General features: G+C 66.1%; 28 protein-coding genes and 1 pseudogene. 16 read left to right on the top strand and 13 right to left on the bottom strand.

Translation table 11 applies throughout. The features are described from left to right. Positions 1 to 4 precede the first annotated feature (4 nt). From KHC23_RS22400 to KHC23_RS22435, 8 genes are read right to left on the bottom strand one after another with little or no spacing between them, the layout of a single operon-like run. On the bottom strand, positions 5 to 199 hold the full coding sequence (locus tag KHC23_RS22400; protein ID WP_213375933.1) for a hypothetical protein: 195 nt from the start codon (positions 197 to 199) through the stop codon (positions 5 to 7). After that, positions 196 to 390: a hypothetical protein gene (locus KHC23_RS22405; protein WP_213375934.1), complete on the bottom strand. Its 195-nt coding sequence runs from the start codon at positions 388 to 390 to the stop codon at positions 196 to 198. The genes KHC23_RS22400 and KHC23_RS22405 overlap by 4 nt, the downstream gene beginning before the upstream one ends. Beyond that, positions 387 to 1,094, bottom strand: coding sequence for a conjugal transfer protein (locus KHC23_RS22410; RefSeq protein WP_213375935.1), 708 nt, complete (start codon positions 1,092 to 1,094; stop codon positions 387 to 389). The genes KHC23_RS22405 and KHC23_RS22410 overlap by 4 nt, the downstream gene beginning before the upstream one ends. A gap of 9 nt (positions 1,095 to 1,103) precedes the next feature. After that, the gene (locus KHC23_RS22415; RefSeq protein ID WP_246544877.1) at positions 1,104 to 1,940 is read right to left on the bottom strand and encodes a hypothetical protein; all 837 of its coding nucleotides are present in this window, start codon (positions 1,938 to 1,940) and stop codon (positions 1,104 to 1,106) included. Further along, positions 1,937 to 4,348, bottom strand: coding sequence for a VirB4 family type IV secretion/conjugal transfer ATPase (locus KHC23_RS22420; RefSeq protein ID WP_213375936.1), 2,412 nt, complete (start codon positions 4,346 to 4,348; stop codon positions 1,937 to 1,939). The genes KHC23_RS22415 and KHC23_RS22420 overlap by 4 nt, the downstream gene beginning before the upstream one ends. A gap of 9 nt (positions 4,349 to 4,357) precedes the next feature. Continuing rightward, a complete protein-coding gene (locus KHC23_RS22425) occupies positions 4,358 to 4,654 on the bottom strand; it encodes a VirB3 family type IV secretion system protein (protein WP_213375937.1) in 297 nt (98 codons plus the stop codon). Beyond that, positions 4,651 to 4,953: a TrbC/VirB2 family type IV secretion system protein gene (locus KHC23_RS22430; protein WP_213375938.1), complete on the bottom strand. Its 303-nt coding sequence runs from the start codon at positions 4,951 to 4,953 to the stop codon at positions 4,651 to 4,653. The genes KHC23_RS22425 and KHC23_RS22430 overlap by 4 nt, the downstream gene beginning before the upstream one ends. A 13-nt stretch (positions 4,954 to 4,966) precedes the next feature. Next, positions 4,967 to 5,701 carry a lytic transglycosylase domain-containing protein gene (locus tag KHC23_RS22435; protein WP_213375939.1) on the bottom strand — a complete coding sequence of 245 codons (735 nt, stop codon included), beginning with the start codon at positions 5,699 to 5,701 and terminating at the stop codon, positions 4,967 to 4,969. Between the two features lie 101 nt (positions 5,702 to 5,802). Between KHC23_RS22435 and KHC23_RS22440 the strand changes: the two genes are divergently transcribed. The 8 genes from KHC23_RS22440 to KHC23_RS22475 all read left to right on the top strand — a co-directional run bounded on the left by KHC23_RS22440 (position 5,803) and on the right by KHC23_RS22475 (position 10,273). Then, positions 5,803 to 6,300, top strand: a complete 498-nt coding sequence (locus KHC23_RS22440; protein WP_213375940.1) for a hypothetical protein — start codon at positions 5,803 to 5,805, stop codon at positions 6,298 to 6,300. Position 6,301: 1 nt separating this feature from the next. Then, complete coding sequence (locus KHC23_RS22445) at positions 6,302 to 6,889, top strand: thermonuclease family protein (RefSeq protein ID WP_213375941.1); 588 nt, start codon at positions 6,302 to 6,304, stop codon at positions 6,887 to 6,889. A 24-nt stretch (positions 6,890 to 6,913) separates the two neighbouring features. Further along, the gene (locus KHC23_RS22450) at positions 6,914 to 7,255 is read left to right on the top strand and encodes a single-stranded DNA-binding protein (RefSeq protein ID WP_213375942.1); all 342 of its coding nucleotides are present in this window, start codon (positions 6,914 to 6,916) and stop codon (positions 7,253 to 7,255) included. A gap of 97 nt (positions 7,256 to 7,352) precedes the next feature. Continuing rightward, the gene (locus KHC23_RS22455) at positions 7,353 to 7,829 is read left to right on the top strand and encodes a thermonuclease family protein (RefSeq protein ID WP_246544878.1); all 477 of its coding nucleotides are present in this window, start codon (positions 7,353 to 7,355) and stop codon (positions 7,827 to 7,829) included. Next, positions 7,826 to 8,371, top strand: coding sequence for a hypothetical protein (locus tag KHC23_RS22460; RefSeq protein ID WP_213375944.1), 546 nt, complete (start codon positions 7,826 to 7,828; stop codon positions 8,369 to 8,371). Before KHC23_RS22455 ends, KHC23_RS22460 begins: the two co-directional genes overlap by 4 nt. A 179-nt stretch (positions 8,372 to 8,550) precedes the next feature. Further along, complete coding sequence (locus tag KHC23_RS22465; protein ID WP_213375945.1) at positions 8,551 to 9,036, top strand: hypothetical protein; 486 nt, start codon at positions 8,551 to 8,553, stop codon at positions 9,034 to 9,036. A gap of 26 nt (positions 9,037 to 9,062) precedes the next feature. Beyond that, complete coding sequence (locus KHC23_RS22470) at positions 9,063 to 9,608, top strand: hypothetical protein (RefSeq protein WP_213375946.1); 546 nt, start codon at positions 9,063 to 9,065, stop codon at positions 9,606 to 9,608. After that, a complete protein-coding gene (locus tag KHC23_RS22475) occupies positions 9,605 to 10,273 on the top strand; it encodes a transglycosylase SLT domain-containing protein (RefSeq protein WP_213375947.1) in 669 nt (222 codons plus the stop codon). The genes KHC23_RS22470 and KHC23_RS22475 overlap by 4 nt, the downstream gene beginning before the upstream one ends. Positions 10,274 to 10,583: 310 nt before the next feature. Here KHC23_RS22475 and KHC23_RS22480 read toward each other — a convergent pair whose 3' ends face one another. The 3 genes from KHC23_RS22480 to KHC23_RS22490 form a co-directional block, all read right to left on the bottom strand. Further along, entirely contained in the window at positions 10,584 to 10,829 is a 246-nt protein-coding gene (locus tag KHC23_RS22480; RefSeq protein WP_213375948.1) for a hypothetical protein, read from the bottom strand. A 28-nt stretch (positions 10,830 to 10,857) separates the two neighbouring features. Then, positions 10,858 to 11,481, bottom strand: coding sequence for an acyl-homoserine-lactone synthase (locus KHC23_RS22485; RefSeq protein ID WP_213375949.1), 624 nt, complete (start codon positions 11,479 to 11,481; stop codon positions 10,858 to 10,860). 302 nt (positions 11,482 to 11,783) lie between these two features. Next, positions 11,784 to 12,077, bottom strand: a complete 294-nt coding sequence (locus tag KHC23_RS22490; protein ID WP_213375950.1) for a hypothetical protein — start codon at positions 12,075 to 12,077, stop codon at positions 11,784 to 11,786. Positions 12,078 to 12,576: 499 nt separating this feature from the next. Here KHC23_RS22490 and KHC23_RS22495 point away from each other — a divergent pair, with 499 nt between their 5' ends. The 7 genes and pseudogenes from KHC23_RS22495 to KHC23_RS22525 form a co-directional block, all read left to right on the top strand. Next, a complete protein-coding gene (locus tag KHC23_RS22495; protein WP_246544879.1) occupies positions 12,577 to 12,936 on the top strand; it encodes a hypothetical protein in 360 nt (119 codons plus the stop codon). Between the two features lie 275 nt (positions 12,937 to 13,211). Beyond that, on the top strand, positions 13,212 to 13,397 hold the full coding sequence (locus tag KHC23_RS22500; protein ID WP_213375951.1) for a hypothetical protein: 186 nt from the start codon (positions 13,212 to 13,214) through the stop codon (positions 13,395 to 13,397). 291 nt (positions 13,398 to 13,688) lie between these two features. Beyond that, positions 13,689 to 14,618 (top strand): DUF3991 and TOPRIM domain-containing protein, encoded by a 930-nt coding sequence (locus KHC23_RS22505; protein WP_213375952.1) that lies wholly within the window; start codon positions 13,689 to 13,691, stop codon positions 14,616 to 14,618. Between the two features lie 229 nt (positions 14,619 to 14,847). Next, complete coding sequence (locus KHC23_RS22510) at positions 14,848 to 15,453, top strand: DUF1419 domain-containing protein (RefSeq protein WP_213375953.1); 606 nt, start codon at positions 14,848 to 14,850, stop codon at positions 15,451 to 15,453. 8 nt (positions 15,454 to 15,461) lie between these two features. Beyond that, positions 15,462 to 15,860 carry a DUF3085 domain-containing protein gene (locus tag KHC23_RS22515; protein WP_213375954.1) on the top strand — a complete coding sequence of 133 codons (399 nt, stop codon included), beginning with the start codon at positions 15,462 to 15,464 and terminating at the stop codon, positions 15,858 to 15,860. 105 nt (positions 15,861 to 15,965) lie between these two features. Then, positions 15,966 to 16,682: a hypothetical protein gene (locus KHC23_RS22520; protein ID WP_213375955.1), complete on the top strand. Its 717-nt coding sequence runs from the start codon at positions 15,966 to 15,968 to the stop codon at positions 16,680 to 16,682. Beyond that, positions 16,576 to 17,541 (top strand): annotated as a pseudogene (locus KHC23_RS22525) (lactate dehydrogenase); the annotation flags it as partial. The gene KHC23_RS22520 and the pseudogene KHC23_RS22525, both read left to right, overlap by 107 nt. Positions 17,542 to 17,623: 82 nt before the next feature. On the opposite strand, the gene KHC23_RS22530 reads toward KHC23_RS22525, so the two are convergent. Further along, a complete protein-coding gene (locus tag KHC23_RS22530; RefSeq protein ID WP_213375956.1) occupies positions 17,624 to 18,121 on the bottom strand; it encodes an RES family NAD+ phosphorylase in 498 nt (165 codons plus the stop codon). Positions 18,122 to 18,129: 8 nt separating this feature from the next. Continuing rightward, positions 18,130 to 18,480, bottom strand: a complete 351-nt coding sequence (locus KHC23_RS22535) for an antitoxin Xre/MbcA/ParS toxin-binding domain-containing protein (protein WP_213375957.1) — start codon at positions 18,478 to 18,480, stop codon at positions 18,130 to 18,132. A gap of 325 nt (positions 18,481 to 18,805) precedes the next feature. Between KHC23_RS22535 and KHC23_RS22540 the strand changes: the two genes are divergently transcribed. Next, a complete protein-coding gene (locus tag KHC23_RS22540) occupies positions 18,806 to 20,458 on the top strand; it encodes a ParB/RepB/Spo0J family partition protein (protein WP_213375958.1) in 1,653 nt (550 codons plus the stop codon). Position 20,459 lies beyond the last annotated feature (1 nt).

A 20,459-nucleotide genomic window follows, 5' to 3' on the forward strand; every position in this document is an offset into this window, starting at 1 on the left:
CCTCTCAGATCGGCAGCATGGGGCCGCAGCTGTCGAGGGCGGTGAAGGCCTCGGCTGCTCGTGGTTGGGGCTGCTCGGCAAAGGAAAGCGCGGTGCCGCCCTCATCGGCCGAGCAGGGCGCTTTCAGAGGCTTGTAAGCGCAGCCGGCGAGGCAGGACACGGCAAGTGCGATGGCGCAGAGGCGCAGGATCGGCGTCACTTCGAGGGCGCCTCCGGCTGTGTGAAGGTCATCGCGCGGGACGCGGCCTTGGCCGCCTCGTCGTGCGTCGTGGCCGCGCCGCCGGTAGGGCCAGGCGCCCGGCCGGCCCAGATGCCGACTGCGGCCGCAATGAAGGCGACGGCGAGCGCGGCTATGACGGCTGCGATGATCTTGGCGGCGGGACGTCTCATTGCGTGAACCTCATGGCGCGCGCCGCCGCCGACTCTGCGGCAATACGGTCGAGATTGGCCTGGTTGGCCGCCGCGGCCGCATTGTTCACGACACCGTTGAGCTCGTTGATGGTCTGTCCGGTCTGGATCTGGACCTGCGTGTTCTGGTCGACGCTGCCCTTCAGGTCCGGCGCCTGCCCGATCATCTGCCCGCCCTGGGTGAAGGCCTGCGAGCGCGTCTGCACCGCGCTCTGGGTCGAGTTGATCAGCCCGGAGAGCGTCGCCGCGACATTGACCGAGTTCTTGTAGGCCGCATCGACCGGATGGCTCTGGCCGCTCGTCAGTCCGGTGATGGTCTGGACGAGTTGCAGGCCATTGATCAGGGTCGAGACGATATTCTGTGAGCCCGCGCCCATGCCGGCGAAGGAGAGCGCGCCGCCCGATATCACCGAGCCAAGCGAGGGGGCCTGCGACATCGAGAAACCGCCGCCGAGCGCCATCTGAGCCAGCGAACCCTGCGCCTGGGACGAGCGGTCGCCCGTGACCGCCTGCAGGGTCTTCTGGGTGAACTGCAGGATCTGGCGGTCGGCGTCGAGGATCTGCTGCGTGCTCGAGGCGATCTCGCGCGCTTTCTCCAGGTTCGCATTGTCGATCGTCGGTACTTGCGCCAACGCTGGCGCCGAAAGACCGACGGCAAGAAGTGCGAGCAGCGCGAGCCTTCGCATCCACCCCTCCTATTGGCTGTTGGCGGACGCGGCTCTCGCCGCGTCCTGGATCTGATCGAGGTAGGAAAGAACGTTGCTGTCGGTGTCGACGTAGCGCGCGCTGACGCAGGCCGGATCTGGCGCAGATCCCGGCGGGGTGGTCTGGCAGGTGGTCGTCACCCGGCACGGGTCCGCTGCCGTCCCCGCACCGATCATGCCGGCCGGACAGACCTGGCCGGTGGCAGCTTGCTGCGTCGTCACGGCGGCCCGCATGCCGCCAGCGGTGCGGCTGGTGTCGCTGGTCGCGGCGATGTTGAGGGCGTTGAGCGCGGTCAGCCACAGATTGGTGGAGCCGATCACGCCGTTCCATCCGAGATTGTTCTGAAGCCGCGCCGCGCTGTTCATGTCGAGCGCGCCCATCACCGTGTCGGCCGTCCCCACTTCCTGGCTCGCGGTGCGGAACGCCGACTGGGCGGCGACCGTGGTCGAGCGGCTCGCATCGACGCCGCCCACGACGCCGCCGGCCGATTGGAACAGCGTCTGGAGATTGAGCGCCGCACCCTGCGCATTCGCATCCGGCGTCGCCGGGAGGCTCGGCCCATAAGCCTGAATCGCCTGCGCGCCCGCGCCGGCCGACGGTTGCACGGTCGGGTTGGTGACGTTGGCCTTCTTGCCCGTCGTCACCGCGCATCGCACGCCCTTATTGGCGTCCTGCCGTTGGGTGGTGATCGGAACGAGCGTCGCCGTCGTGCTCGCGGTTTCCGAACGTTGGGTGAGCTGGGCAGCGTCATTGACGGGCACGTTGGCGAACACAGGTGTGGCGCTTGCGGCCAGAATGAGTCCGATCGCGATGCCCAGCAGCTTCATGCCTCGGCCCTCCCCAGAAAGATCGGCAGCCAGACGGACGGGTCCTCGCCGACGCGGGCGCGCAGCGCGTCGAGCTCGGCGACCGTCTCGGTGCGCCCGGAGAGCACCTTGATCAGGTCGGCCATGCCGCTGAGGTTCAGACGGGCGACGACACTGTCGCGGCCATGCTTGATCAGAAAGGAGCGGCTCTCGGCCGGGGTGGAACGAATCCAGGCAACCTCGCGGCCGGACAGGCGGAAGGCCTGCCGGTAGCTCTCGTCATCCGCCTTGGGATTTGGGAAGAAGATGTTGGTGCTGGTCTGCTCGATCAGCGTGTTCGACGCCTTCGAGCGTACGATGTCGGCGGCCGACTGAGTGCCAAAACCGATGATGCCGTTCTGCTTGCGGATGGTCTTGAGCTTGTCGCGGATGAAGAAGGCGAACACGTCGTCGTCGAGGAGACGCCACCCCTCGTCGAGGAAGATCATCACCGGGTCGCCGGTCAGCAGTTCCTCGGTTCGATGGAAGATGTACATGAGCGCCGCCGTGCGAATGACCGGATCGTCGAGGACCCGCGTCATGTCGAAGCCGAACACGCTGGATAGTGAGAACTGGTCTTCCTCATTGTTGAACAGCCAGCCGCGCTGGTCGGCCCGCATCCAGCTTTCGAGCCGGGCGAGAAGATCCCCCTCCCCGGCGCGGATACGCCCGCGCAGCAAGGTCGAGAACGCCTTCAACGTCCGCCCGGCGGGACCTGCTCCGAGGGAGGCGTGGATCGCGTTGCGGATGACCTGCTCTTCCGATGCCGACAGCTCGGCGCCGCTGGCCGGCCGAAGCATGAAGGCGAACAGCTGGTAGAGGAATTCCCGGTTCGCCGCGGTGTCCGGCAGCGACAACGGATTGAAGCCGGTCGGCTCGCCCGGCACGAGCGTCTCGTACTGGCCGCCGAGCGCGCGAATGAAGATCTCGGCGCCGCGGTCCTTGTCGACGAAGACCAGCTTCGGACGGGGCCGGATGCGCTGCGTCTGCGCCGCGATGAAGGAAAGGAACACCGTCTTGCCCGACCCGGTCGGGCCGACGACCGTGAAGTTGCCGATGTCGCGGACGTGGTGATTGTAATAATAGGCCGTTTGCGAGGTCGTCTCGAAGACCGAGATCGCCGGACCCCAGTGATTCCCGGCAGGACGGCCGCTCGGGTAATTGTGCAACGATGTAAAACCCGCGAAATTCTTCGACGAGATGACGCTCTTGCGCGCGATATAGGCGAAGTTGCCGGGAAGCTGCGCCCAGAACGCCGGCTCGCAGTTCAGATCCTCGCGCACCCAGATGACCGAGCGGTCGGTCAGCGCAGCGCCGACGGCGGTCACGGCTACGCCGACCTCGGCGAGATCGCGGCCGAGGCACATCACCGTCATGTGGTGCTCGCCATGGATGGCTTCCGAAGCCAGCAGCTCGTCGCGCGCCTCATCGAGATGCTCGGCGACGATCGAGCCCGCCTCGTCCGACATGTCGACCTGACGCGCAACTCGGTCGATCTGCTTGGCGGCCTCGGGCCGATCGACGATCGCAAAGGTTTGCGTCGCGATGAACTCGTGCGGGACGCGCAGCAGATTATCCAAGGAGCCCGGACCGGTCTGGGCGGGGTATTCGCGGATCGAGACCATCGCGCCGAAGCGCGTGTCCGCCGGGCCCGCGCCCCGGATCTCGATCGCGTTGCGGCCGAAGAAGAGGCGCTTCAGCGAGAGAGCATCGGCAAGGTCCATGCGCGGCAGGTGCATGGGCCGGGACTGACCGCCATTTAGCAGCTGCACCAGGAATTCGAGCGGCTCGGAGAACCAGACGCCGTCGCGGCTGACGACGCCGAGTTGTCGGGCGCCGTACCCAGCTAGGCTCTCGCGCACCGCGGTCGCCACGTCGCGCAGCTCATTGAGAGCGGTCTGCCGGGCGACGGATTCGCCGGCCGCATCCTTGCGCCCGAGCAGCTTGGTCAGCACCACGTCGAAGGTGCCGGCCTGTCCCTGGAGAGGGCGCCGTACGATCGTCAGATAGAGGTCGTTGACGAACATCCGCCGCTTGGAGAGCGCTTCGTTGTAGCGCGCGTCGAGCTCGCCGCAGAACGGATTGTCGAAGGACGATTCGATGCGCGGCTTCACCTCGCGCCGGATGATGTGGGCGGCGAGCGCGAAGCGCGAATTGGCAAGCGTGCGCACCACGTCGTTGCGGCCGAGGAGGCGGGCATTGACCTCGCTGATATCCGAGGTTTCGAACGAATAGCCGTCGAGCTTGAAGATGGTGAGCACGAGGCCGTCGCGCGTCTTGAGGATGTGATCGTCGACGTGGCGCGTATAGGGCACGTGCGAGCCGACCGGCCGCTCGCGGCGTGACACGGCGCCGAAGGTCAGTTCATCGAGGAGCGCCTTTGCGACCATGACCGTGCCTCACACGCGATAGCTGTCGGCGGCCCAGAAGGACCGCGATCGCGGCGGGCAGCGCGCCGACTTGACGAACAGGATCTCGAAGATGCGATCGTCCCGGAGCGTCATGACGTAGCCGAACAGATGCAGCGGGATCGCGACCAGCAGTAGCAGTAGGTTGTGCGAGACGAGAAAGCAGATGCTCGAGACAACGCCGTTGAACATGAAATACATGTACGGCACCCCCATCAGCGTGGGTGCGCGCGTCAGGGCCCTGACGAGCGGGGTGATCAGCGGCTGCTCAAGCTCATCCTCCGTCATTGGCCGACTGCCGACTGGAAGAACTGGACGATCTGCGCGCTGCCGAACACCAGCACGATGCCGAAGATCACGCTGCCTGCGATCCCCCAGGTGAGCCGGCCGGACCACGCGAACAGGCCGCAGGCGATCACGGCGAGCGTGGCGAGCGCCGTTGCGATCGGCCCGGTGAGCGTCGAGACGAGCTGCTGCAGCGTCGACTGAACCGGCTGCAGCGTTCCCCCGCTCTGGGCGGCAGCATTGGCCACGCTGAGAAGGACCAGTCCGGTGGCGAGCGCAGCGCGAGACTTCAAGGCTTTCATCCAGCTCTTCCTTTCAATCGATGTGCATCACGAAGCCGTCGTCCCATGCGGCGCGCGACCGCGCGCCGGGTGTGCTCGCCGCCGCGCTCGGGGCTGCGGGCTCGATCAGGTCCGGGGTATCGGGGCCAAGGCTGCGCGACCCGCGCCGCGGTGACGCTCCAGGCGTCGGCAGCGCGTAAGCATCGTTGATGACCTGTGCGACGAAGCGCACCGTCTCCGGGTAGGCGGGCACGCCCCTGCTCTTCTCGACGACGTCCTCGCCGGCGTTGTAAGCCGCCAGGACGAAGAACGGGTTGCGGTACTTCTCGTGCAGCGCGCGCAGGAAGCGGATTCCGCCCAGCACGTTTCCTGCCGGATCGCACAGATCGACCTTGAAGCGCTGGGCAGTTGCCGGCATCAGCTGCATCAGGCCGACCGCGCCCTTTTCAGAGACGGTGATCGAGTTGAAGCCGCTCTCGTTCTTCGCCACGGCCAGAACGAAATCCGGGAAGAAACCCTCGTCGGTGGCGATCATCAGGACGAGTGCCCGCGCTTCGTCGGTCGCCATCGGCTGGCCGATCTTGCACGGAGCACCGGATGCGAACGCATCGATCCGCTGGCTGTCCGGCTGCTCGTCCTGGACCGGCGTAACCCGGCCTCTGGCGTCGACCGACGCGATCCTGGGCGAAGCGCTGCGCTGATCCTCGCCATGCGCACCCGAGACCGTCGCCATCACGCTCAACACAACCGCAGTCACGCGAATCGACATCCCGGTCGTCTCCATTTTCTAATAGACAATATATTGAATGTTGATACGTTGGCAACAGTCTCGTCCCTGGATCTGCGATCCATTTGGCTCCCGGAGGGAAGATGAAGCGGCGTGCTGGTCTGGTGATGGCGGTTTTGGCCGGTGCGGCGCTCGTGCCCGCCCCGCACGCGGTGGCTCAGGACGCTTCGTTCGGCTGCAAGGTGCTGCTGTGCGCCGCAGCCACCAACCCGTCCTGGTCGGGCATCGCCTATTGCGTTCCGGTCATGCAGCAGCTGTTTCGCCAGCTCGCACGCGGCGGCGGCTGGCCGACCTGTCCGGAGGGTAACACCAGCGGGCTCAGATATGAGCGCTTCGAAGCTTGCCCGGCTGGCCGCATCGCCGGACAAATGAATGCTGACGGAACCGACGGGTTCTCCGCCAGCCCGAACGGCGATCTTTGCGCCGACCTGTCGAAACCGCGGCAGATCTGCTCCGGCGACGATGGCTGCCGCACGAGCTATCCCACGACGGCGCGGCCGCTGCGCAGCGAGCCCTATTTCGTCGACATCACGACCGGAAACGGCACGCAACGCTTCTATTTCTCGCTGCAGGGCTATTAGCATGCGTAGGGTTTCGCTTGCCGCCGCACTCGCAGCGTTGAGCCTGGCTGACAGCGCAGCGCTGGCCCAGTCGGCCTCCTCCCGGTGGTTCCCCGTGCCCGACACTGCCGTCTACCAGACCGGCGACAGCTGGTCCGACGGCGGCACGACGTTCCGTCTCTATGGCGTGCAATCGTGCCTGCGCGGCACCAGCTTCACCAACACGCACGGGGTCAGGCGCGATTGCGGCGAAGTCTCGCTGGCCATGCTGATCGCGCTGATCCGCGATCTCCGACCCCAGTGCTACGACGCGGCGGAAGCTCGTCCAACGCGGACGATGTTTGTCTTCTGTGTTGCGACCCGCATCGAGGGAGCCGGCAAGGGATCGCGCATCGACCTCGGCACGGCGCTGATCGCGACGGGCTTCGCCTTCGCCGCGCTCAAGCCCGACGGCGCGCCGGTCCACGCTCCCTATTTCGAGGCTCAGGCGCTCGCCCGATCCACCCGCGCCGGCCTCTGGGCGTTCCCAGACCTGCCCGATCCGAACGCGATCATCCTGCGCGCGCTGCGGCAGGGAAGCCTCGCGTCGCCACGCGCGCCAGCACCGTGATTCCCGAACCGAGAGGAGAGCCCCTTGCGAACCACCAACCTGTTCATTGTCCGCGGCCATGTCGGTCAGGCGCCGAAGGCCTTCAACAAGGCGGCGAAGATCAATGTCGCGACCGACCGCATCTGGACCGACGCCAAGGGCGAGCGCCACGAGGAGACCGATTGGGTGACCGTCACCATCCTCAACGAGCGGGTCGCCGAATGGGCGATCGCCAATGTCGCGAAAGGCGACGCCGTCTATGCCGAATGCCGGGTCGCCGATGGATCCTACAAGGGAAAGGACGGCGAGACGGTCTACACCACCGACGTCATCGCCAGCGCCTTCCACAAACTCGATCTCGGCTCGCGCGACGATCCCGCGGCGTAGGGCGGGCCAGCTCATGCTCGGAGCCTGCCTCCTGTTTTCGGGTGCGCCCTGCCTTGCGCAAAGTGCGAGCCCAGCCCCGAACCTGTACCAGCCAAGAATGGCCGCGCAGGTTTCCCCGATCCGGGTCGAGGTGATCGACGGCACCCACTTCCGGGATATCGAGACTGGCGACGTTTACCGCCTTTCCGGCATCGACACCTGCGCCCCCGGTCAGGTCGCGCGGCTCAGCCGGCAGCCCTGGCCCTGCGGGACGATGGCGACCGCGTGGCTGGTCAATGCGACCCTCAACAAGTGGCTCGCCTGTGTCACCGTTCGTGAGAACGGCGGCGAGCGCGTCGCCCGCTGCGCGTCGGCGAGCTATCCGGATCTCGCCGCCGGGATGCTTCATGACGGCGTGGCGGTGCTGGCGCCATCCAGCCCCGAGGAGCCCGTCATCGCGTCCTATTCGCTCGCCGAGCAGCAGGCCCGAAAGGCCTATCGCGGCCTGTGGTCGAGCGTGTTCCAGATGCCGTGGGATTGGCGCGCGCAACACAGCGAGGGTCGACGGGCGGTTGCCAAAGAGGCTCGGCAATGACCGCCAGGCTTGCCCAGCTCCTGCCGTTTCTGATCCTCGTCGCCGGCTGCGCCGAGCCGAGGCCGGTCACTATTGCCTCTCCCCCGCTCGGGCCCGACGCCTTGTACGCGCCGATGCGGGTTGTTCCAGGCCGTCTCGAATACGCGCCGGACCGCACGACCTTTGCCCCGGTGCTGACGGAGCGTTTCGACTATCCGACGCAGCCGCAAGCCAATGCTGCCTATCTCCGCCTGATCGCTGCAGCACCCGCCGGGCGTAGCTATCCGTCATCGATCTGGTTGTTCGGTTGCAGGCCCGGTGCGCTGGACCCGCAGACCGCCAGGGTGACGCGCTATCGCGATCCCGTCGTCCACTGCGCCACGGATTTCCTGGACGAGCGCGGCGTGCGGCTTCGGCGCGAGACCGCGAATTTCTACTACGACCGCAAGCTTTGGACGATGGATCCGGTCTATCTCCCGCGGACCCTGGTCGCCTGGCGCGGGCGCGAGGGCTCGCCCAAGGACTTCTGGTCGTGGCTGCCCGGCCGACCTCGTTACGAGTAGCGAGTTCTGTGATGGCGAAGCAGGATAGATTGAGACATTATATTGGATATTATACAAGTCGGCGAAGGCTCTTGGCGCCATTGCGCCGCGCGACCCTTTTAAGTCTCCTGCCGCAAATGGTGACGGCCGTGGGCATTCACGCGCAATCCCTCACTCCCGATCCGGCGGCGTGGCGGCCGATGTCCTACGCCAACCTGCAAGGCCCGACGCCTGACACCGCGACCTACGCCGAAATCTGGAAGGACGAGATCGATAAGAACAACCAGCTCTATCGCGAAAGCGGCGATCGCCGCTTTCTTGGCGGCAATGCACCCGCCACCGAGGCGCATTTCGTGATCTGGAGCCGCGCACGATCGGTCGTGGTGAGCCTTCTCAACACTGCGAGCGGCTGCGTCATGAAGCAAGGGAACCGTGACGCCGCCGCGCGGGTGAAACTTTGCCCGATGCGAGTGGCGATTTACGAGGGCGTCAGGGTGCGAACGCTTGATGCCGGTCGGGGCTGCTTCCTCGAACCCGCACCCGGTGCGACGCTCGATCCGTCCGCATCGGCGCCCTACGCCTCCTACGACGTTGCAACCAAGACAGTGAAGATCGGGATGCTCGTCGCGCACCAGGCTGTAGACGGCTGCTCGAATTCCATCCCGCTCGCGGAGCACCTGCCGTGATCGCAGCGACTGCCACGGAGAGTGTGATGACGATGACCGCTTCTGGAGCGCGGCGTTGCCCAGACCGTCTGCCGATCGGGAGCGGAGCCTGCCACACGGGCCTGCGTCGCGGTCAAGGCAACCCTTCGGGCACGCTCCGCGTGGCCTTGACCGGCCTCGGCCGGATGGCCGGCTTTCACGGCATCGCCAGGAGGCTAGCCATGGGCATCGCGGCGTCTTCCCTCGTTCTCATCTTCCTCGCCACCCCGTCTTTGGCCGTCGAGATCAGTTCCCTGCGGCCGGGCGTCTACCTTCCCGCCGACATAGGCTGCCAGGGCATCGGTGGCGCCGGCGAGCTCTATTTCGATGGCAAGAATTTCTCCGGCCACTATCAGCTTTGCCGCACGGATCCGCTGGCTTGGCGCAACGGCTACCGCTCGACCTGCGTCGAAGCGCAGGGCGCCGACCAGCCGAAGCTCGAGGACATCGACAAGGATCCCGACCGCACAACTGCCGATGCGACCATCGTCGCGCGCTCGAACCGGGCGTTCGACTACAACAACACGCGCTATAATTTCTGCGAGGCACCATGACACGGCGGCTGTCGGCCCCACTCCTCCTGTGCTTCGCGGCATCGGTCGCGCTTGCCTCTGACTGCGCCGACGGCGATCGCATGCTGCAAAATCGCGACTCGCTGGTCTCGCTCTGCCCCGACGGCTTCACCAGCAAGTCGGGCGGCTCGCTGCCCACCGCCATGAAGAACCAGCCGAACAACGTCGCGATGGTGTACGCCGCCGCCCAGAACGCCGGCGTGCCGACGGACCTCGCGCTTGCGGTGAGCTACCACGAATCGGTCGGTTTCAATTCGTGCGCTGGTTCCGACACCGGGGTCAAAGGTCCGATGCAACTCACCAAGAAGACCGGCGCTCAATACGGGTATAATCGCGACATCAACCAGGAGAATATTCTCGGCGGCATGCAAGTGCTGAAGGCCGCGTACAATGCATGCGGCTACGACTATAGCTGCCTGGCTTCCCGCTACAACGGATCGCCCCGGCCCGGGGAGCAGGCCGGATGGGCCAAGGGTGTTGCCGCGGCGAACCAAAGCCTCAAGAGTGACCCGGCGCTGCTGGCATCTGCGTGCGGAACACAAGCCTGCGCAATGGGCCCCGGCGATTTCTCGACCTCCACCGGTCTCGCGGCCAATGCGCCGACGGCCGAGCAGGCGAACGTCATTGTGGCTCCAAGCCAAGTTTGAAGCACTGCAGGATGGCCGCCGCGATCAGGACGCGCAGCGTTCTGCCAACCGGGCTTCCTCGGACCTATTGCCCGAGGAAGTTACTCGGCTGGCATCCTCTTCGACGATGCCGCGGCGCTTGCGGGCGCCGCGGTCAGAGCGAGCATTGCGGCTTGGAGGTTGAGCCGACCATATCCATCCGAAATGGCCGCCCTGCGGATTTCCCCTCTTGCCTCTCACGTCCGCCATCATCCGCGGATGCAACGCTCGGACGGCCAGCCGCGGGTGACCGAGGGCCTTATTGCATCCGTGGACCTGCGAGAGACGACCTTCAGTTCAGCTCGCCCGGGTCGCGGATGATGAAGGGAGAGAAGGCGCTCAGTTGCTCCTCGGTCGATGCACACAGATCGCCGCCACGATAGTGCGCGTGGACCAGCGCCCAGAAGACGACTTCATCTGAGCGCCCGGCAAACAAGGCCTTCTGCAAGGTGCGCCCGATCAGGGTCACCGCGCGTGCGGGATCGTAGCGGGCGTGCAGTTCATCGGCGACGATCTTGGTATCGGCAGTCCGAATCACGCGGTTTCCTCCGTTGGTCTTGTTGTGATCAGGCCGCGATTGGCCAGGGCGGCCTGGCGAGGACCGGCTCGGCCGTACCGCGGGCCTGATGGATCGCCGCGAGGGTCTCGGAATTGAATGACATTCGCAGCGCCACGACTTCGTCGCGACCGATGCGCTTGGGAAAGCCGAGCGGGCGGACGAAGAAGCGCAACTGCATCGCGATCACCATCAACCGCCAGTCGATCGCCACCGTCACCGTGTCGACGCGGTTGGCCATCCCCCATTCCACGACGCCTTGTGCAAGCTCGAGGAAGGGGCCCGTCCCTCGGGGGCGCATCTCCCGATATCCCGGCGCCACGCAAAATCGCGTCCATTCAAAGACGCGCGGCCCGCGCGGCGCCTTGCGCCGGCACAAATCCCCAAGCACGTCGCTGAGCAGATGAGGCCGCGTCGTCGGCAGCAGGCGCTGATAGCCGACGATCTCGTCGCCACGCAGGCATATCTGATGAATGGCGTGCTCATCATCGAAGCGGTCGCGCTCGCGATAGTCAGGATGGCGCAGATCCTCCCATCCCTTTTCCTCGACAAAGATTGCATGGCGTAGGCGATAGGCTCGGTCCATCAGCACAGCGTGGCGCTCGACGTCCGAGCCGGGAATGACCAAGAGCATGGCGAGTTCCTCAGCTTGTTGTGCAAGCCGAGTTGTTCATGCTCGAAAAAATCCCGGTATGGTCACTAAGCACCATTGCACAACCATCGTGGGTCGTGGTTGGGCTCTTCGGTCAGAGCTCTTGACGACGCATCATCCGGCCGCCGCCGATCGGTCCATCGGCCGCTCTCAAAGCCAAGCCAAGGAACGTTACCATGGTAGGCCCAACGGATTTGCGACACCAAAGACAATGAGCGCCCACAGACCCCGGCTGGCGGGATGGCGATCCAGCAACGGCATGCGGTCCCGGCCTGGGGCCTGCGTCAATGCCGCGTGTGAGCCTCGCTTTCGGCCGGCGCTTCGGTTGGAAGGCCGACCCCATGGCCGAACGGGATATAGCCGAGCTCGTCACACAGGTCCCGAAAGGCGACCCGGCAGCGCTCCTTTTCCGCCCTGGCCGTCAGGCATCTGCGCTGATGAGCGTCGGGCGATGAAACATCGGGAGATGAGCTCGAGCGAATCGCGTTTTCCCAGGCGACCAGCGCATCGATATAGGCACGATGGGCCGCAATCGTGCGTTGCTCCAGCGTCTTGCGGAGAAGGTCGTGCGGATCCACCGTTGCGCGTCCCCGAAGCAGGTGTCTGCGGTACGCCCCCGCAAACGATCTCTCTGACTCTTGGTGATCGGGGAGTTCGAAACCGTGCTAGACGGCCCTGTGGCCTTTAGTTCGGGTGAACCTGTTGCATACGCCGCAGGCTCCCCGACCATAAGGTCAAGGAGTTTGATGCCGTAACGGCCGGCACCAACCGCTAGCAGGGGTTTCGACGCCCCAAGGCAGCGCGTACTGCCTCACGGCGACTCATACTTCACAAGGCGCGTGCATTCCAGTTCGGATCGCTAAATGCATGATCGTTCTGAAGGATCTTGGGCGTCTCCCCATCGGGGCCGGGCCGGCGGCTGCGCTGAAGCCCCGCGTGGGTCTTCCCCCGTTCGGGCGGCCATCCCTGACGCGGAACCGGCCTTCGCCGACGACGAAAGCGCGGCCCGAGCGTCGCAACGACACGCCACAACCGGACACATGGTCCCCTCGTGGTCCGGGGGAAGCGGAGCGCGGTATGAACTCCGCCGGCATGCCCACGTTTAGAAACCCTAATCGAGCCACCCTCGGAGAGGAGAACGCTGTGTTCGGCTCATTGAAATCCTGGCTGGACCGGCGCCGGGCCATTCGCCGTCGCTGGCAGGCGGATGCCTGCCGTCTTGTGCGGGGTGATGAGCGCAATGCCTATTATGAGGCACAGCGCCTGGCGGCCCGCGCCAGGGTCGCGGGAAGGGTCGGGGAATTCGCGCATTGGGCCAAGGTCGCCGCTGAGGTGGCGCGGATCTCGCACCGCGCCGAAATGGATCTCGCAAGAGTCCAGGCGATCGTCGACGAGGATCTGCGGTGCGGGGACGAGCGCTCGCAAGATTCTTCCTGAGAGCCGGCGCGACAAGCACCATCAGGCGTCGAAGCCGATACGTCAGGCGCGGTGTTCGTTCGGGGAGGCAGGTCCAACCGGAAACAGCCCAATCACGCTCTCTTGCGATGTCTCCTGGCCCGTTCCCGGATCTTCCACGATCAACCCGCTGCGGGGTCGGCTACGCGGAGCGTGCCGCCGCTGCGGCGTAGTGCCTTCGCGGTGATCGCGACCGGTCCCGGTCCAACTGGGGAGCCATCGAGCGGGAATTGGCCCGCTCCCGATGGAGCCTCACGATGTCGAACGATCTTTCCCTCGCCCAGGACGCCGCTTTCCAGCTTGCCCGCACCCTGATGGTTCCCGTCACGCTTTTCCGCTCCGGCGTCGAGTTCGGCGTCCTCCCGTCCGACGAGCTCGACGGCAACGATGTCATCATCCTCTTCGAGTATGATCCCTATGCGGGCGGGCGGCCGGTTCATTGAACCGGCCTTCGCCGCGACCCTTCAACCGCGGCCGGCTCCGCCCCACGAAAGCCGCCCAGACCAATCTGCCCGGTCGGCAAGACCCTCGAATTTTCGCTGCCGCTGGCGCCATGCCGGCCGCAAGGGAGGCTGCGCCGCGCTGGATAGTCCGCATGATCGATCGTTCGCGAGCGCGCCCTTGCGGCCGGCCGGCTTCGCGGCCGGTGGGGTTGGTCCCGCACGTGCGGGAAAAGGAAGGCAACCGAAGAAAGGGCTGGACAATGCCTGTGTGGCGGGTTCGGCGTAGACACGATGGAGAAGAGGGACATCGAAGCGCTGCGAGAAAGGATCCCGTGCGCCGCGGTATTGGAAAAGGCTGGCTTCGCCGTCGACCTCAAGGAGAGCACGCGCAAGGCGGTGAAGTACCGGCGCGGCGCCAGTGAGATCGTCATCGTCATTCATGGCGGACGCGGCTGGTTCGATCCTCTGTCCGACGCGAAGGGCGACGTCTTCTCGCTCGCGGTCCATCTCGGTGCTGACGACTTCGCCGAGGCGCTGAAGGCGGTCGGTGAGCTGGTGGGCTTCGTCCCCACGCAACTGGAATGGAGGCGTTCAGCGCGGCAGTTGCCGGCGTCGACGGTCGCGAACCGCTGGACTTGGAGATTGCCGCCGCGACCGGGTTCGTCCGCGTGGCGGTATCTCACGCAAGCTCGTGCCATTCCCGATCATGTCATCGAGCGCGCCGTCGGCGCCGATCGCCTGCGCGAGGGGCCACATGGCAGCATGTGGGCGGCCCATACCGACGAAGCTGGGGCGGTCGTCGGCTGGGAAGAGCGCGGGCCGGAATGGCGCGGCTTTGCTTCCGGCGGAGCGAAGCGTCTGTTTCGCTTCGGTCCGGTGGACGCGCGTCGGGTCTGCGTCACCGAGGCGGCCATCGATGCGCTGAGCCTCGCCGCCATCGAGGTCCTTCGGCCGGACACCCTCTATGTGAGCACCGGTGGCGGCTGGTCTTCCGCGACCGACAGTGCCATCCGCGCCCTTGCAGAGCGGGGTGATACCACTCTCGTGGCCGCCACCGATCACAACCGGCAGGGCGAGGCCTTTGCGGCACGCCTCCGCGCGCTCGCGCAGGCGACCGGCGCGGCTTACGCCCGCGCGCAGCCGAGGGGTGTCGACTGGAATGAGGACCTCGCGGGGCTCATGCGGCGCTGGGCGAGCGAGCCGGTCGCGGCGAGCGGGTGAAGCCCGCATCCGCGGCGAGCAGAATGAGGAGGAAAGGAGGGGAACGAGCGAGAGGAACGGCGCTGCCGCATGCTCGCCGGCCGCGTCAAGGGTGAAGCTTCGCCCGGCTGCGCCGGCCCTTGACCCGGCCGGACTACGATGCGGCCGTGGAAGGGGATCCTGAAGGGCTGAAGATGATGGCGATCCAAGAGGATGAGCCGCGCTCCCGCCCGGCTGAAGGAGCCCCGCCATGACCCTCTCCGCCCCCATTCGCAAGGTGTTCCAAGGCGTCGCCGACCGGCGCCAGATGTTTCGCATGTTCGACCGTCACGCGCAGCGACCGGGCCGATGGGAGAACGATGACAGCGCCCTCTATCGCGGCGAATGGTTCGAGATCGGCGAAGCCGAGCACAACTACATGTTCGACGTTCTGCCGCCGCTGTGGATGCGCGGGGACATTTTCGCGATGCGCGAGTTCCTGACCGGCAGCATCACCAGCGTCTTTTTCGCGCTGATGATCGACGGCCGGTCACGGCATTTCCACGGCTATTGCGACCTGTCGGATCGGCGCTCGCCTGAGGTGCTGCGCGCCGCGATTGTGGAACGTGAGGCGAGGCCGGTGAGGGCGATGACCCGCGCGGAGCGCCTCGAGCACATCTGGAGTGTGACGAACGACGACTATCGCGGTTATGCCGACGGGCGGTTCCCCCACGCCTTGCGTGGCGAGCGCGTCGTCATCGTCTATGGCGCCGATCGTTGCCGCGGCTTCCAGCTGCTCGATCGTCTCACCGATACGCAGATCGCCTCCAAGCTACCGGTTCATCTGCGCTACCTGCCCGAAGCGATCGCCGCGTAGGTGCCGCCATGTTCACCTTCTCCGTGACGGCAGTCCACAGGGTCATCACACGCGGACGCATCGACGCGTTCCTCAATGGCGGCTTCCGCAACCCGAACTACGGCCTTGCTCCCGGCAAGGACGAGCAGCCCGGCCTGTGGCTGGTCGGCGATGAGGGCGTTTACCTCCTCTCGAACGGCAAGCTCGCCGAGGGCCAACGCCCACTCGTCGTCTATGCCGAGGAATGCGATCCGAAGACCAACCCCGACTGCTGGCACTACAAGCGCCAGCATTTCGGCGCGGATGACGGCATCGATTTTCTCGATGCGGCCGCGCTTGCCAGGCTGCTCGCCGCCTCACCGGGCGCCACGCACCTGAGAATCGCGACGACCGACACCAGCCTGGTGCTCACCCCGATCCGACGCTGACCTGGTGGGCCGCCAAGGCCCGCCCTCTCCCGACAATCCAGCGCGTTCGACCCAGCCCTCCTGCGGGGTCGATGGCGCGCGCCCTCATCACAGGAGACCGCCGCCATGGCGCACGACGATCCCTTCACCCTCGACCTCTTCGGCAACACCGCCCTCTCCTCCAGCCTCGGGCTTGGCGTCACCGCCTTCGCCGGCAACCTCAATGTCGACCCCGACGATGACCCCGACCCGACGCCTCCGAGTGCCGCTCCCGCTGCGCGGGCGCCGGCCGCTCGTCTCGTCGCGCGCGGCGATAATTTCCGCCTCCTCGGAGACCGCGGCCTCGCGCGAGGCTGGGCGAAGCGGGCCCGCGACAACATCGCGGCGATCCGCCTGGCCACGGAGATCGAGGCCAACGACCGGCCGGCCACCGCCGAGGAGCAGGGGCGGCTCATCCGCTTCATCGGCTTCGGCGCCGGCGATCTCGCCAATGGTGTGTTCCGGCGACCCGGCGAGACGGGCTTCGCAAAGGGCTGGGAAGAGATCGGCGCCGAGCTGCAGGTTGTCGTGTCGGAGAGCGACTACGCCTCTCTCGCCCGCTGCACGCAATATGCCCACTTCACGCCTGAGGCGATCGTCCGGGCGATCTGGGCCGGGCTCGCACGTCTCGGCTGGCGTGGCGGCCGCGTCCTCGAGCCGGGCATCGGCACGGGCCTGTTCGCGGCTCTCATGCCGGAACGCGCAACTGCGGCTGAAGGCGCTGCATCATCTCGATGTGCCCTGGCTACCCTCGCAGATCGAGCAGCGCGAAGGTCGCATCGTGCGGCAAGGCAACCAGCATGACGAGGTCGACATTTATGCCTACGCCACCGAAGGCTCGCTCGACGCCACGATGTGGCAGAACAATGAACGCAAGGCGCGCTTCATCGCGGCGGCGCTGTCGGGCGACACCTCGATCCGCCGGCTCGAAGACCTAGGCGAAGGCCAAGCCAACCAGTTTGCCATGGCGAAGGCAATTGCCAGCGGCGACCAGCGCCTGATGCAGAAGGCGGGACTTGAGGCGGACATCGCCCGCCTCGAACGTCTCCGCGCGGCTCACCAGGACGATCAGTTCGCGATCCGCCGACAGATCCGCGACGCCGAGCGCGATATCGAGTATGCGGGGCGCCGTATCGGTGAGATCGGCAAGGACATCGCCCGCCTCGTACCCACAACGGCGGAGGCGTTCGAAGCGATCGTGGACGGCAACGCGTATGTCGAGCGCAAGCTCGCAGGCCGCGCGCTGATGAAGGAGATCCTGACGCTGGTGCAGCTCCAGCGGGAGGGGGAGAGCGTCATCGCGTCGATCGGCGGCTTCGACCTCGAATACGGAGGAGAACGCTTCGGCCGGGACGGCTATCGCTATGCCACAACGTTGCTACGGACGGGTGCCAGCTGTGAGATCGAGCTGCCGGTCACGGTGACGCCACTCGGCGCCATCGCACGCCTCGAGCACGCCCTTGCCGGGTTCGACGACGAACTGGCTCGTTATCGGCAACGGCTCGACGAAGCGCAGCGGCGTCTCGCGTCCTATCGATCGCGCGAGGGTGGCGACTTCGCTTTCGCCGGCGATTTGGCGGAGAAACGTCGGCAGCTCGGGGAGGTCGAGCGAATGCTTGCGAGCGAGGCGCTCGACGTCGATGGCCGCGCCATCGCAGCGTAGGCGGCAACGAGTGAGCGCGCCGGACGTCCTTCTGGACGCCGGCACGTCTTGCTGTCGCTTTCCGCAATGTACCGGAGCCGTCTTAGCGCGACAGACGCTTTTCGTCGTCGATGAGGGTGAGACGTGCTTGCGGACCGTCGCTCCATCGCAAGAGCACGAGGTTCAGATCCTCGGCCGTTGCGCCAGCGGCGAAGCTTGGAACGAGCAGGCCGTTGTAGCCGGCGCCAGCCAGGCGTCGGGCAAAGGCCTGCGTTCTCGCCTCCCCTTCCGTCCTCATCTGATCGCGCCAGGTCGTGTCCCCGATGCTCACTGCGTCCATTCCCTCCGCGGCGAGTGCTGCCAAGTCGCGGCAGTCGAAAATGCTGTCGATCTCCGCCTCGTAGGAGACCAGTGTCGTCGGCTGAAGGTTTCCCACCTGGTTGGCTTCACGCAGTGCCGTCATGACGGACAAGGAGGTGTAGATGGCCGGCATTCCCTTCGGATTGAACCGGCCGCCATAGAGTTCGGCTCCGCGGCCCGATAGCGGCTCGCGCGCATAGATCGGGTTCAGTGCCCGGAAGAGCTTGCCGTCATAGCGCATGTGCACGTTCAGGCGTGGACGCCGGCGTCGACAGCATCGATATAGTCGAGCACATCATCGGCCCGGCCACTGCGCACGAGCTGCATCGCCGTCTGGCCAGAAAATCCCGGCAACGGCTCGGAGCGATACCACGCATAGGCCATCAGCGCGGTGCCGAAGCGCGGCTCGACCTTGTTGATCACTTCGATCATCTCGCGCAAGCGGCGCTGCGTCTTGTCCGAACGGATCCGGTCCCTGCGCTGGATCGCATCCTTACCCAGCCCGGCCGTGCGAGCGATCTCTTCGCTTGTCGTGCGGAGGGCCTCCGCGATCCGGCGCGGGGCAAAAATGCCGTCATCTGCGTATTGGGCAAGGCCCATGGCTCAGATCCTCATGTCTCTCTATGCCAATAATATTGACGCAATATAGCGTCAGAAGGGGCGGAATTCAAGAAGGGGAAGAGTGGGGCGAGTCCTGCTCGCAGAACGGACGAACTGGCACCGCTGACGCTCAAGCGCGGCGCTGCGCGATCCCGGCCCGTCGTCCTTCGCAGGGCTGAAAGCGCCGCTCGTTCGGCCGGGCAGGGATGCTCGCCCGCATTTGTGCCGGCCCGTCCGCTCCGCGGGCCGGGGGGTGTCTTCGGAAAGAAGACGGAAAAGGACCGGCGAGAGGGCCGCGTCCGCACCCCCGAAACGGAGCAGTTCCATGCATCTCATGAAGGTCGATCCGCGCGCGTTGAAGGAGAACCCCGACCGTTCGCGCCAGACCAAGTCCACGCCGCAGGCAGACGCCCTGCTGCTGGCGACGATCAAGGCCGTCGGCATCGTGCAGCCCCCGGTGGTCGTGCCGCAGACCGACGGCGGTAACGGCTACATCATCGATCGCGGCCACCGTCGTGTGAAGCAGGCAATCGCGGCCGGCCTCGAAGAGATCGAGGTCCTCGTGGACGAGGCGGCCAACGACAATGGCGCTATGCGCTCGATGGTGGAGAACATCGCGCGCGAGCAGCTCAATCCGGTCGACCAGTGGCGCGCGATCGAGCGCCTCGTCGCGCTCGGCTGGACCGAGGAGGCGATCGGCGTCGCGCTGGCCTTGCCGGTTCGCCAGATCAAGAAGCTGCGCCTGCTGGCGAACGTCGTGCCGGCGATGCTCGATCACATGGCAAAGGGCGACATGCCCACCGAAAAGCAGCTGCGCACCATTGCGGCGGCCTCGCTCGAGGAGCAGCGCGAGGTCTGGAAGAAGCACAAGCCGTCCAAGGCCGATCCGCAGGTCGCCTGGTACAGCGTGACGAACGGCCTGGAAAAGACCCGGATGTACGCGAAGGACGCGAGCTTCGACGACGAGCTCGCCAAGGCCTACGGCATCGCCTGGGTCGAGGACCTCTTCGCCTCCGCCGACGAGGACAGCCGCTACACCACCGATGTCGAGGCCTTCCTCGGGGCCCAGCAGGAGTGGATGTCGAACCACCTGCCGAAGCGCGGCGCCATCGTCGAGGCCGACACCTGGGGACGCGCGAAGCTGCCTCCCAAGGCCGAGCGGGTCTACGGGAAGCCGGGCAAGTCCGACCACACCGCGATGTTCGTCGATCGCGAAGGCAAGGTGCAGACGGTCCACTACCGGATGCCCGAGCCGAAGAAGGCCAAGGGCAAGGCCGGGCCGGCCGGTGGCGCCGCTGGTGACGATAGCATCGTGGCTTCGAAGCCGCGCCCGGACGTGACCCGCAGGGGCATTGAAATGGTGGGCGACTTCCGGACCGATGCGCTGCATGAAGCGCTCGCCCGGGCCCCGATCGAGGACGACATGCTTCTGGCGCTGCTCGTCCTGGCCTTCGCCGGCCGAAACATCTCCATCGCGTCCGGAGCGGGGGGTGACGTCTATGGCTACGCCCGGATGGATCGTCATGCTGCGCGGCTGGTCGGCAGTAAGGGCAAGCTCGAGTTCGACCGCGAGACCTTGCAGCAGGCGGCCCGCGGCGTCCTCATCGATGTGCTGTCGTGCCGGGAGAACCGCACCGACTCCGGCATCGTCGCGCGGCTTGCCGGCGACGCCATCGGCGCCGACGGCTTCCTTCCGAACATGGGCACGGATGAATTCCTCTCGTGCCTGTCCCGCGCCGCACTCGAAGCCTCGTGCAGGGACACCTCTGTCCTGCCGCGCCAGAAGGTGAAGGACACCCGCGCCGCTCTCGTCGAGCACTTCAAGGAGGAGCGGTTCGTTCATCCGTCGGCGCTGTTCGCGCCCGACACGACAAAGCTCGCGAGCTGGCTGGCGAAGCACGAGGCGAGCGAGGACGACGATTTCGGGGTCGGAACAAGAGCAGTGCGAAATCGTACGCTAAGGGCGAACGGAGCATGAA

It is taken from the genome of Ancylobacter dichloromethanicus, assembly GCF_018390645.1.
GTDB lineage: Bacteria > Pseudomonadota > Alphaproteobacteria > Rhizobiales > Xanthobacteraceae > Ancylobacter > Ancylobacter dichloromethanicus.